The sequence below is a fragment of the Spirochaetaceae bacterium genome (genome assembly GCA_009784515.1).
GTDB lineage: Bacteria > Spirochaetota > Spirochaetia > WRBN01 > WRBN01 > WRBN01.
In genome coordinates this window covers 1-12,273 of record WRBN01000060.1, presented here as the reverse complement: position 1 = coordinate 12,273, position 12,273 = coordinate 1, and the positions used below count along the sequence as shown (strand labels likewise).

Annotated in this window: 13 protein-coding genes and 1 tRNA gene; 10 read left to right on the top strand and 4 right to left on the bottom strand. The window is 38.5% G+C overall.

Annotated elements, in window-relative coordinates; all coding sequences use genetic code 11:
* Window positions 1–369: 369 nt before the first annotated feature.
* From FWE37_07110 to FWE37_07085, 6 genes are all read left to right on the top strand, one after another.
* Window positions 370–1,488 carry a hypothetical protein gene (locus tag FWE37_07110; protein MCL2520749.1) on the top strand — a complete coding sequence of 373 codons (1,119 nt, stop codon included), beginning with the start codon at window positions 370–372 and terminating at the stop codon, window positions 1,486–1,488.
* Between the two features lie 15 nt (window positions 1,489–1,503).
* Window positions 1,504–2,505 (top strand): elongation factor P maturation arginine rhamnosyltransferase EarP, encoded by a 1,002-nt coding sequence (locus FWE37_07105; GenBank protein MCL2520748.1) that lies wholly within the window; start codon window positions 1,504–1,506, stop codon window positions 2,503–2,505.
* Window positions 2,506–2,577: 72 nt separating this feature from the next.
* Window positions 2,578–2,651 (top strand) — tRNA-Arg (locus FWE37_07100).
* 76 nt (window positions 2,652–2,727) lie between these two features.
* A complete protein-coding gene (gene pgsA, locus FWE37_07095) occupies window positions 2,728–3,336 on the top strand; it encodes a CDP-diacylglycerol--glycerol-3-phosphate 3-phosphatidyltransferase (GenBank protein ID MCL2520747.1) in 609 nt (202 codons plus the stop codon).
* A 76-nt stretch (window positions 3,337–3,412) separates the two neighbouring features.
* Window positions 3,413–4,153 (top strand): GNAT family N-acetyltransferase, encoded by a 741-nt coding sequence (locus FWE37_07090; GenBank protein ID MCL2520746.1) that lies wholly within the window; start codon window positions 3,413–3,415, stop codon window positions 4,151–4,153.
* A gap of 9 nt (window positions 4,154–4,162) precedes the next feature.
* Window positions 4,163–4,720, top strand: coding sequence for a hypothetical protein (locus tag FWE37_07085; protein MCL2520745.1), 558 nt, complete (start codon window positions 4,163–4,165; stop codon window positions 4,718–4,720).
* Window positions 4,721–4,728: 8 nt separating this feature from the next.
* Here the strand turns inward: FWE37_07085 and FWE37_07080 are convergent, their stop codons facing one another.
* Window positions 4,729–6,969, bottom strand: a complete 2,241-nt coding sequence (locus FWE37_07080; protein MCL2520744.1) for a cyclic nucleotide-binding domain-containing protein — start codon at window positions 6,967–6,969, stop codon at window positions 4,729–4,731.
* Window positions 6,970–7,052: 83 nt separating this feature from the next.
* Between FWE37_07080 and FWE37_07075 the strand changes: the two genes are divergently transcribed.
* The 4 genes from FWE37_07075 to FWE37_07060 all read left to right on the top strand — a co-directional run bounded on the left by FWE37_07075 (window position 7,053) and on the right by FWE37_07060 (window position 9,245).
* On the top strand, window positions 7,053–7,529 hold the full coding sequence (locus tag FWE37_07075; protein ID MCL2520743.1) for a hypothetical protein: 477 nt from the start codon (window positions 7,053–7,055) through the stop codon (window positions 7,527–7,529).
* A gap of 155 nt (window positions 7,530–7,684) precedes the next feature.
* Window positions 7,685–8,113: a 50S ribosomal protein L13 gene (rplM, locus tag FWE37_07070; GenBank protein ID MCL2520742.1), complete on the top strand. Its 429-nt coding sequence runs from the start codon at window positions 7,685–7,687 to the stop codon at window positions 8,111–8,113.
* 11 nt (window positions 8,114–8,124) lie between these two features.
* The gene (gene rpsI, locus FWE37_07065; protein ID MCL2520741.1) at window positions 8,125–8,523 is read left to right on the top strand and encodes a 30S ribosomal protein S9; all 399 of its coding nucleotides are present in this window, start codon (window positions 8,125–8,127) and stop codon (window positions 8,521–8,523) included.
* A 116-nt stretch (window positions 8,524–8,639) separates the two neighbouring features.
* The gene (locus tag FWE37_07060; GenBank protein ID MCL2520740.1) at window positions 8,640–9,245 is read left to right on the top strand and encodes a DUF2807 domain-containing protein; all 606 of its coding nucleotides are present in this window, start codon (window positions 8,640–8,642) and stop codon (window positions 9,243–9,245) included.
* Here the strand turns inward: FWE37_07060 and FWE37_07055 are convergent.
* From FWE37_07055 to infA, 3 genes are all read right to left on the bottom strand, one after another.
* Window positions 9,235–10,593 carry a hypothetical protein gene (locus FWE37_07055; GenBank protein ID MCL2520739.1) on the bottom strand — a complete coding sequence of 453 codons (1,359 nt, stop codon included), beginning with the start codon at window positions 10,591–10,593 and terminating at the stop codon, window positions 9,235–9,237. The genes FWE37_07060 and FWE37_07055 overlap by 11 nt on opposite strands.
* Before the next feature lie 281 nt (window positions 10,594–10,874).
* A complete protein-coding gene (locus tag FWE37_07050; protein MCL2520738.1) occupies window positions 10,875–11,411 on the bottom strand; it encodes a hypothetical protein in 537 nt (178 codons plus the stop codon).
* Window positions 11,412–11,616: 205 nt separating this feature from the next.
* A complete protein-coding gene (gene infA, locus FWE37_07045) occupies window positions 11,617–11,838 on the bottom strand; it encodes a translation initiation factor IF-1 (protein MCL2520737.1) in 222 nt (73 codons plus the stop codon).
* Between the last annotated feature and the right edge of the window lie 435 nt (window positions 11,839–12,273).

Genomic DNA, 12,273 nt, shown 5'->3' with positions numbered 1-12,273 from the left:
ATTTTAAAAATAAGGCTACACTATAAGCCATATTAAAATATATAGGAGTATTTAATAATGAAAAAATTAGTAGCTGTTTTATTTTTAACTATGGTATTAGCCGGTAATGTTATGGCCAATGTGCCTTTTGAGCCTTTTTTTGGTCCCGGTAGCGGCACTGGCCCCCGCTGGTAAAAATTTTTAATAAAAAACACAGGAGTATTTAATAATGAAAAAATTAGTAGCTGTTTTATTTTTAACTATGGTATTAGCCGGTAATGTTATGGCCAATGTGCCTTTTGAGCCTTTTTTTGGCACCGGTAGCGGCACTGGCCCCCGCTGGTAAAAATTTTTAATAAAAAACAAAAATTAAGTGTGGTAATTTAAATTATGAGTCTTAAACAACTTTATCTGGCATGTTTTTTAGGATTATTTGGTATGGAAATTATCACTTTAATGATGAGGTTGCAATGCGGCATTTTCCAGCCGCTTAACCTTTTAGCTTTTTTAGCTCCTCTTTTGGCGCTGGGGCTTTACAAAGGCTGGTTTTGGCTGATAGCTTTGGCTGCTTTAAGCTGGATTTGGGGTATAGGAGCTGCTCAGACAGGCTTTTTTTTATTACCGCTCTTTATGTTGCGGGCTAAAAAGTTTACGCCCCAGCTTACTTTTGTAACGTTTTTCTTTATTACGGCCAATGCGGCAGCACAGTTACTTTTGGTTATGCAATTTCCTGTGCTTAACACCGCTCTTGTTGTTGCGGCTTATACGGCGGTATTTATAGCCGTTGCCGAGTTACGAGAGTTTATTAAAAATAAAAAACTTATTTTTGCCCTGTATATTGTCTGCTTTATAATAGCCCTTGCTCTAACCGCTGCCGTTATTTATTTTTACGGCTGGGCACATGAGTCTGGCTGGTTTAATGTTCTATATTTAGCGGTACCGTTATTTATAGCGGCCTTGCACTTTAAATCTCTCTATATTATCATTCCAACTATTATTTTATGGTTATGGGCTTTCACCGCCACCGGCGGGGCTGGGATTATTTTGGCCTTACTGTTTGCAGCTAAGCTTAAAGATATACGGGAATATGCCCTGCTCCTTCTTTTTACTACAGCTGTTTTAGCCACTGTTTCTATAATTACCGATGTACATATTAGCCTTTTTATTATATTTATTCTTGCCGGTGCGGCTGTCTTTTTAGCGGTACTGCAATTTAAAGGGCTGCTTGCCCTTGTTGATGAAAACATGGTAGTTAGTGTATTAATAACCCGATTTGTTTATTTAACAAATGACCATAACCGTATATTTAGGTTGTGTTATGTTGAGGAAAAGCAAGATAAAGAGGTGCCATTAATAATAGATGGTAAAGAAGTTTTTAATGAAAATAAAGTAGCTGTAATAAGAAGAGAGGTTAAAAGGGTTAATAACTGCACCACTAAAGAGTTAGCTGCCAGTGTAAAAGCCGGCGCCGTTAAAATAGTGCCCAATTACGACAATCTGCCGGAGTAACCTAAGAGAAACGCTTTGACTATTGATATTTTTTGCGAGGTAATAGATTATTACGGCGATGTTGCGGTAGCTATGCGGCTAGCCTTAGCCGTTAAGGCCAAAAAGCCGGCGTGGGTTATCCGCTTTTTTTGCAATAATTATTCTTTTTTTAACAAATTATTTAACTACGATGATACGGGGAGCTATCGGGGTATCCGGCTTTATAATGATGACGAAGCGGCTAAGTTAAATAAAGCCGATGCCGCCATCGAGATGCTGGCCTGCCAACTGCCGGTAGGCTACCAAAGGCCGCCCCTCGTTATTAACCTAGAATACTTTACCGCCGAAAGCTGGGCCGGCGGCTACCATTTGCAGCCCTCGTTAATAGGCGGCGGCAGTAAAAAATATTTCTTTATGCCCGGTGTAACCAACGGCACCGGCGGTTTAGTAAGCAACAATACATTAAATATAAATAAAAAAAACTTCTTCTCAATGTTTAATTCTCAATGTTTAATTTTTAATTTGTATGCTAGCCTTTATCTTTATCATTACAACATTGACGAACTGGCCGCCCAGCCGGCCACCGCTTTTTTTATTGTTAGCCCCAAACCTAAATTGCTGCCGAAAAATTGTATCCATTTACCCCATCTTTATTTAAGCGATTACGATAAGCTCGTGCAGCTGTGCGATTATAACCTAGTAAGGGGTGAAGACAGCCTAAGCCGCGCCCTGCTAAGCGGCAAACCTTTTTTATGGCAAGCCTATAAACAAGAAGAAGATTATCACTTAGTTAAAGTTAAAGCCCTTTTAGAGTGGGCGGCGGCTAACCCGCAGTTATCCTCCGAGCAAGTAGCTTTAATTAAACAATTTAAAGAAACTTTTATTACCATTAATAATAACGGGCAACTTAATCTTAACTTTATAGAACAAAATTATGCTAAGTTAGCCGGCATTACGCAAATTTTAACTACGGCCATAAACAGCTTGGGAACGCAAGAAGATAATTTGATTGATTTTATTAGTAAAAATAGTAAATAAATATTTAATAAAAATTAAAAACAACCTTTGCCTTGACATAGCCAGCAAAAGTAACTATACTCAAAAAATATTGCTCCGGTAGCTCAGCTGGATAGAGCAGCCGCCTCCTAAGCGGCAGGTCGTACGTTCAAATCGTATTCGGGGCAAAATTAACCAAGCAGTCTTCCGCAAAAAAGGCGGCGGGCATTTACATTTTAGGCTTTATCTTTTATATTTAAAACTATGACACTACCTAATAAAATTACTTTAAGCCGTATGGCCGTTACCCCTATCTTTTATGTGCTTTTTTTAGCGGCCTTTTATAGCCGCTCCAGCAGTTTAACCCAAGCCTTAAGCCTTTTTTTGGTGGTTATGTGGCTGGCAATGGAACTTAGCGATATACTTGATGGCTACATCGCCCGCAAACATAACCTTGTAAGCGATTTGGGCAAAATTATGGACCCCTTCTCCGATGTAATTAGCCGCATAACTTACTTTTTTTTATTTGTACAAGTAGGTTTTTTACCGGCTTGGCCGCTCATCATCATCTTTTGGCGCGAGCTTTCTATCGTTTTTATTAGGGCGGTGCTTAACAAAGCCGGCATTACTTTGGCCGCCAATAAAGGCGGTAAAACCAAAGCCTTTTTTTACTTTGCCGTTAGTTTAATTGGTATGTTTATGCTACTAAACGCAGCTTTCTTCTTTTTGCCGACAACTGCTTACTTAACGTTACGGCTTACCATCGCCCCGCTCTTTTTTATTTTAGCGGCGGCGGCTAGTGTGCTTAGTTTTATTGTGTATTTTATTGGTTTTATTAAAACCGATTATATACAAAAAATTATTAAAGAGTAACAGATTAATCTGTTACTTTATAAAAAATATTTATTTATTACTAAAAGGTTGGCCCGCATAAAAAGGCCGAGTGGCTATGTTTACTTTAACTACCGAAATTATTAAAAAAATTACTTTTTATATCGAAAACCAGCAGCAAGTTAGCCTCATCAATCTTAACAGCGGTGAGCTGCTGCCGGCCGCAACCGTTATAACCGATGATAGCGCCTACGCCCCGCTGCCGACTTGGCAAAGTAAAGATGGCTACCAATTAATGCTAGATTTTACCCATAGCACTAATGATAGTGAGCTAAAAAAACTTTTTTATAGCAGAGAAAAACTTTTTAGGCGTTTTAAAGATTATTTAAAAGCTAACAGCCAATTAGAGCTGGCTTGGTATAGTTATAAAGAGCAAAAATTTAAACATTATATTACCGAGTGGTACGAAAAACTGGCCGGTAAAGCCGAGCTGGAAGACCTTAAGACCGAGTTTGAGGTAAACCCAGATGAACTTATCGATAGCGATTTTTTTATTACGGATAAATCGACCGGGAATACTATTGACTATCTTATCAGTGATGGCTACAATAATTGCGGTTATTTAAAGGCTAATATTATTACTAATAAATTAATTATTACTCATATCGAGGTAGTGCCGGCTTTTCGTCAGCTAGGTTTAGCCACCCGCTTGTTGCATTATTTAATTAACCGGCAGCAAAATAAGGATTTAAGCATAGAGCTTACCGTTAGCAAGCAACTGCAAAATTTTGGTCTTAGTCTAAAAAATTTAGGCTTTAAAGAAGAAGCCATCGTTTATAAATTAAAAAGTAAGAATTAAAAATTATTTATGAAACTCACTTTAATACTCGGCACTATGTATGCCGGCAAATCGGCCTACGCCTTACGCAACTACCCTAACTACACCTTTTATGTGCCCAGTTTTGCTAACCGCGGTTACCTAAGCCGCGAAACCGATGTGCCCGCCGTTAAGGCCGTTTATTTTGAGCACTTTTTGCCGCCTTTACACGACAAGATGGTAATAGATGAAGGCCAATTTTTAAATGATGTTAATGTAGACAATATTATTAACTGTAACGAAGATTACCACATTGTGGTGGTAAGCCTGCACAGCAAAGGGTATGTACGCGGCAGCCACGATGAATGGCAGCAGGTAAGTAATTTAATACCGCACGCCAGCCAGATAATCCATTTAACGGCTGTATGCTCGGCTTGCCGGGCCGAAACCGCCGTAACTCATATTAAACTGCCCTTTGGCGGCTATATTGGCAGCGAGCAATACAAAGTATTATGCCACAAATGTTTAGCCGGTGTACGCAAAGCCGAAGAAGCTACCTTGCAGCAGCAAATGCACAAGTTGTTCCCCGATAGTTTTAAAATAGATTAATTTGGCAGCTACAAAACAAGATTATCGTTATCGGTAAGTTTGCTTAATCTGGCCGTTTGGGCAATAAGTTTAGCGGTTTTATCGGCCGATTCTACTAAACTCCACAACAGTACCGGTATCTTTAAAAAAATCTCAAAAGGTAAACACAGCACCGAGATAGGCGATAAAGCCACCACGCTGGGGATTAAATCGCCGCTATTTAAAAAACCTTCTTGCCCGTAATAATCTCCCACGTTAAGGGTTTCTACTAAGGTATCTTCATAAAATAGGCCGGCCATACCTTCTAAAATAATCCCAATATAATTATTATTACCTTCTAACAAGGTATCGTTTTCGTTATAATCGTAATAATATAAATCGGTGCTTTTGATAAGATTTTGCACCAGCGACCTATCGGTTACCGGCTTAAATAAAGGCGATTTTTGCAATAAGTGATACAAATGCAAAGTTTCACTAAATTTATCAAAATTGACATTTGTATTAATAAATTCTCTAAACACAGAAGAAGGAATTTGTAAAGCTTTAATATAACTTTCGGCACGGTAACAACCCTGCGTAGCTTTATTATTAATGACACTGGCATCACCGATGATGGCTCCGGCCTCTAAAAACCTTTGCACGCTATTTTGCAAACTTAAATATTCTACGGTACCGGAGAGGATTAAATAAACGCAGTCTGGTATAACATTATTGGTAATAATTATATTTCCGGCATTAATTAAAATACGTTTAAAACCGGTAAGTTTTAAAACTTCTTCTTTGCCGGCAAAGGGAAAGTGCTGGTCTAAATAAGTTAAAGCATTAATTTGTAAATAATCCTGCGAAGCCGCAATAAGCAGCTCTTCGCTGCCAAAAACTCCGTTACAAGCCAAAAAACGCTGATTATCGCTTAGCTCGCCGGTGGTGTGGCTGGCCACCAACTTCCCCGAGCTATCGCCCTCAAAATCTTCTATTTCACCATGAATTAGGCCGCCGTTGGCATCAATCTTTTTCACATTAACACTGCGCAAATAGTTACTCCACGTATAGTCGTAACATTTTTGCAAAATGGCTTTGTCGGCCGTATCGGCATTAATATAGTTATTAAAAACACGTTTGCTAATAATATCGGCCAAGTGGCCATAACTACGGTAACCATCGCCTTCGGCCATTCTAAAAAAGAAAGCATTGGTTTCGATAGGGTGCGGACTTAAAATGGGTAGCACCTCAAAACCATCTAACTGGTTCCAGCTATCTAAAGTTAAATCGCAAATTTCAAAAAAGTTTTTAAATAAATTAGCGTTAAAGTTAATTAACGAAGCTAACTTTTTCATGATAGAAAGCCTAACGGCTTGGATAGCAAAAAATTTAATGCGTTTTTGGCTGCGGATAATACTGGTTAAGCCCGAAAAATGGTCATCGTGGGCATGGGTCATAAAAATACCCTCAACCTCGCTAATGGCAATGCCCAGCTTATTAAGGCTTTCCAGCACATTAGGGCCGGCATCAATAATGTAATATTTGCCTTTAGCGCAAACAATAGAGGCCATCGAGGCATGGTTGCGGTTCCAGCCATTACCTTCGCCGCTATGAATAATAGAAAAATCGCGCCGGGTAGAAGGATAAAAACCCAAGTTGTAAGGCACGGCATAATGCTGGTCGGCCGTAAGGGTTAAGTCGATAATCTCTTCATCACTACCGGCAATAAACAGGTAAACATTAATACCCATACGCACAATATCGATACCATCGGCAATGGCAATGGGGGTTTCGTTAAATTCGATGGCTTTAAAATCGATTAAATCGCTGGCCGATTTTAAATTGCCGCCCTTAAAGCTTTTCTTTAAAGCCAACAGCTCTTGCTTGTTATGCGGCGGCAAATTGGCTTCGTTAGCCAGCTCGTTATCGCTTAAACCATTGGCCCCGCGCTCAAGGTAACTTATTTGGGCCTCTATCTGCTCCGGTATGCCTATCACTAAAGGTTTTTGGCCAAAGTTATCGTGCCCTTCTATCCGCATACCTTGTTGATAAAACATATGCATAATAGGAAATTCGGTTAAATTGCATAATCCACCATTTTGTACCGAAACATCGCTAAGCAAAATGGCATTAGGGCCACTTTCAAAGAAGCCCTCGTCATCGAGTTTTTGGATAAAGCCCGAACGCATTAAGTTCTTAACTATGTCCATTGGGCTGCCGCACAACACGCGTAAATTGGCCTCGCTAATATCAAGGTAATAAACGCCGTCGGTAATTTGGTACTTACGCATAGCAATTTACAGTATAACCTATTGCTGTAAATATTGCTAGTAGGCGGCTATTCTTTTAAATTAATTTAGTATACAATAAAATAATGACCAAGCTGGATATTAAAATATTTAACTTTAAAAGCGGCTGCAACAGCTACTTAATAAGCCGGCAAGGGCACAATAATGGCTTACTCATAGAGCCGGCTTTTTTTAACAAAGAGTTATTTAACTTTATCCAAAACAATAATTTTAGCCCGGAGGCCGTCTTGTTTACCGCTAACCCCAATCGCGAAGTTATTAATTTGCTAAAAAAAATATATGCTAATCTAAAAATTTATTATCCCCAAAACTTACCTAACGCTAACCGGCAACTCACTTTAGCCGAACTAAACGTAACCTTTTGCCCGCTTTTTGTTGATAAAGCAACAACTGCTTTATTAATAAATAATTATTTATTTAGCCCTAAAGATATTAATCCCAATAGCAGCGAAATAAATCAAAACTATCTAACAGCTTTACAAAAACAGCGCCCTAAACTTTATCTTTTGCCGAGTTATGGCCCGCCTTCTTTAATAACTTAAAATTTTACTTTTATTATTTTTTTGCTAAAACCTCTTGCACAAAAGCTAAAAATTTACTATAAATAAATGATGCCTTGTCTATCAATGTTTAAAGGGGCTAACAACCGTTACATTTAGTTAGCCTATTAAAACAAATACTTAAATGGATAAAAAAGATGAAAACAATATTTGTTAAACCAAACACAGTTAAGCGGCAATGGTTTTTAATTGATGCCGAAGGAAGAGTTTTAGGTGATGTAGCTGCCGAAGCCGCCAGTATTTTACGCGGTAAAAAACGCGCTTATTACACACCGCATCAACAAGTCGGCGATTTTGTTATTATTATTAACGCCGCTAAAGCCATCGTTACCGGTAATAAAGCCCAAGATAAAATGTACCACCATCACTCCGGCCACTTAGGCGGGTTAAAGAGCTTTAGCTACCAAAAAATGCTTGTTCGCCGGCCCGATCGCCCTATGCGCGATGCCGTAAAAGGTATGTTACCCAAAGGGCCGCTTGGTAATGCTATGCTGCGTTCGGCCAAAATTTATGCCGATGCGAAGCACCCTCATCAATCACAACAACCCACCCTTCATAACTGGTAAAAGGAGATAATATGAAAAGTAATTTAAATTTAGCCATTGGTGTAGGGCGGCGTAAAACGGCAGTTGCTAGGGTTTATCTACGCAATGGCAATGGCAATATTAAAGTAAACGGAAAAGATGTTAAAGAATATTTTGCCTTAAGCAGCTTAGCTATGCAGCTTGAAAGGCCTTTTAATGTTACCGATACGCTTGGTAAATACGATTTAGTTATTACCGTACGCGGCGGCGGCATTAACGGCCAAGCCGGCGCTTGCCGGCACGGTATTGCAAGAGCCCTTACGGTCTACGATGAAAGTAACCGTTCGTCTTTAAAGGCCAACGGCCTATTAAGGCGCGATAGCCGTATGGTGGAACGTAAAAAATACGGCCAAAAAGGCGCTCGCCGCCGCTTTCAGTTTAGTAAACGTTAATTTTTACAGTAAAAACCCTCTTATTATGAGGGTTTTTAGCTTAGTTACAATGCCGCTATTATCGGGCTGTATAATAGTTAAAAAGCATAATAGTTACAGCTTTAACCATTATAAAAATGAAAGCATTTATTTTACTAACCTTAATATTATTAAGTTCGTGTATCAATTTTGGCAATATTACCAATACGGCTAACTGGCCACTGGACGAAACTACCGGCTGGGTAGCGGCTAGTACCCCTATGCCATACAACTTTACTCAGTTGATTATCGCCGGTAACTTAGATGTAGAGCTTACCAGCAGCGGCAGCCTGCAAATTTTACTGCCGCCCGAAGCGGTAGAAATAATCCAAGAGGCTAACGGCGTAGTTATTATTCGCAGCCGTCAAGGCTTTAACCCGATGGGGCCGGCCCAACTGCTGGTGCGTGTGCCCGTTAATGGCTTACAAAACTTAACGGTTACTACCAACCGCCGTATCTTTACAGAAACCGCTCTAACCGGCGCTAACCTTAATTTAAATTTAGGAGGCGCCGTTAGCGGCACAATAGAGAGTAATGTAACTAACCTAGCTTTAAATGTGAGCAGCCCCAGCCCTATTACTTTAATGGGTAATGCTACCAACTTTACTTTAGAGACCGGCAGTAATGTAAGGTTAAACCTGAGGCGTTTTAATAGTGTTAATAGACAAGTTAATGTGGGATTTGGCGGCAGGGTTAATTGGTAGGAAACCTCTTTCGCTTTATATTATTTGATGGCTCTGTTGTTTGATTTAACTCTTCGTTTTCAGTTCTTATGTCATCTTCATCTTGTAACCAAATAATGGGTTCTTGTTCTAAGTCTGTATGCAATTCTTCGCTTAAAGTTAAACTCTGAAGTTCTTGACTTTCGACTTTCTCTTGTTTTATGATACAAACAATAACAATACCAATTATTAATATAATGAATGAAAGTATTATGAGTATTTTCTTTACTTTTACTTCTATTTTTTTAACTTTAAACTTGTACTCCATTATCCTCATTAATTCTACTCCAAAAGATGCTCCAAGAGGTATTCCTAGTCCTAAACCTAATGCTGCTACTGCACCTATTGCAGCAATCATTGCGGCCCTTTCAGCCCCTTCACCTACTATTATTATACCTATTACCACTCCAGTTATAACCCCAACTCCAGCTCCTATTCCGGCTCCTATACCAGCTTTAAATCCTAATTTTGCTGTAGATTTTGCTGCCGCCATAGCTTCTGCTATCGCTTTTTCCTTAAGTATATCCTCTACGTTTTTAATTCCAATTTTTATGTTTTTTATTTTATTCTCATTCTCTTTTTGTTTATCTTTTGCTCTTTCCAGCTTATCCTCTTCCCCCTCTATATCCTTTTCTGCTGTCGCTTCTTGAGCATTTGCCGTTACTAGCTCTTCTTTTTGTTCATTTAGCTCACTAGTTAATTTATTTATTTCCTCTTTTATTTTACTTAACTCTCTTTTTATCTCTTCCTCTCTGCTTTTCAAAGTAGCCAATTTCCCTGTCTGTGTATTTAATTTATCCTCTAGTTTTTTTACTTCATTTGATAACTGTTTATCTGGTTTATTTTCTAATGACTCTAAGTCCTGCTTTTTTTTATTTAAATCATCTTGTAATATTTTTATCTTTTTTTCCTTTTCTTCTATTTCGTTTTGTATTCTTTCCTTTTTCGTTTCTATACCCTTTAACGCATCTTCTTCTTTTTCTAACTTATGCTCTCTTGTTTTTATCTCAGATTCTACAGACTTTACTTTAGCTTTTTGCTCCTTTAACATAACTTTTTTTTGCCTTACTTGTTCTTTTATTTCATTTTTCTCTTTTTCTCTCTCTTCTTTTGCTGTTTTAATCTGCTTGCCTATTTCATTCTTTGCTGCTTTTATAATATCCTTTGCTTTCTGTAGTATGTCATCATCACTCTCTCCTTTTTCCCCTATAATCTTTTCTAACTCCGTCACAGCAGTCTTCAAGGCTTCTATATCTCCCTCCACTCCTTCTTTAGCCATCTTTTCCGCTTCTTCGGCTGCTTTAAGTAACGGCTCGGCTCCTTTTTTCATAAACCACAACAATATTACTATAAATAGCATTCCCATAGCTATAAATATTAGTACCATGATCTCACCTCAACTATTTTTTATTTCAAAAGATACATAATATATAGCAATAAAAAAATAATTTGCCAAGTAAAAATACAATCAAAATATGTAATTATATTATAAGGTGTAAATAATGGGCGCTATCTGCTAAATAATGTAGTCATATAAAATAATATAAAACGATTGGCACAAAAAAGAGCGGCTTTCACCGCTCTTTTTTATTTAAACTACTCTGTAATTAGCTAATTAATTTCTGAGCCGGTTTGGATTATCTTTACTTCTTTTACCGCTGTCAGCGAAGCTTGATTAGCCGCTAAAGCCGATTTTACAACTTTTACGGCCGCTACCGTAGTAATAATGATAATAGCTAAACCCAGCACCATCAATACCATATTAAGCTGGCCGCCGCCGGTAAAATTAGCCATTGGGCCGCCACCAAACCTACCGCCCATCATCGGACCATAACCATAACCGTAACCAGTACCCCACATTGGGCCGCCACCGAAACGTCCCACACCACGTACAGGACTAAACCCCCTAAAGATAAAACCTCTTGCACCCAATGTTACTAAAAGGGCAGCTATCACCGCGGCAATGGCCGCCGCGGCGGCGGTTTTTTTAGCCATCTCTACCTCTAGTAATTTTACTTCGGCTTCGGCTACTTTAGTATTACCGCTTAAAGCCTTTATCTCTAAGGTTTTACCTTCTATCGTTTTTACGGCTTTGGCCGCTACCGATAGCGCCGCTAAAACCACAATAACTCCTATGATAAATAACATCTTACTATTTCTCCTTTGTTTTAAAAAAATACATAGTAAGTATAAATTACGCTACAAGATTAGTCAACTCAAAATAAATTACAAAGCGGTTACTAATTTATTAACCGCAATAAAATACCAGTATAGATATTGCATGAATTATAATACTAAAATGACGTATTAAAATGATGTAAAGCTACCCTATTTTACAAAAAGCAGTTTACAATTAACGCTCTCTAAAGATAATACGGCCGCGTGTTAAATCGTAGGGCGAAAGGGCCACCTTCACTCTATCGCCGGGTACAATTCTAATGTAATGTTTACGCATTTTACCGGAAAGGTGCGCCATAATGGTGTGGCCGCTGCCTAGTTCTACTTTAAATACTGTGTTAGGCAAGGCCTCTCTAACTAAACCTTCTACTTCTATGGCTTCTTCTTTGGTTGACAATTTATTATTAATTCCTTATTACAAGATATTCTATTGTCATCATTTTTAGCGGCTTTGTCAAGAGCAGAATTACTTCGGTAACTATTTTTAGTCGCTTTTACCCTTAACAAAAAAATATCAAAAAAAATTAAAACTTTCTCCTCAAGTGAAAAAACAGTAACCCGTAATTGAGTAGTGGTAACTGAAAGGTGAAAGGTGAGAATTAAGAATTAAAAAGCTGTCCACTTTCAGTTTTCACCTTTCAGTTATCAATTATTTACATTTAAGGAGTAAAAAATGTTAGATACCACTGGGTTATTTAACCCCCTAGAATCCGCAGCCCATAAGCTATACCGCCTAATGCAGACCGTAGAGAAAAAAGTTCATAAAGAACTTAACGTTATGTCGCCCGGTATCATCACCGCCGTCAACCCCGCTAAAAGCGGGGTGATAGTT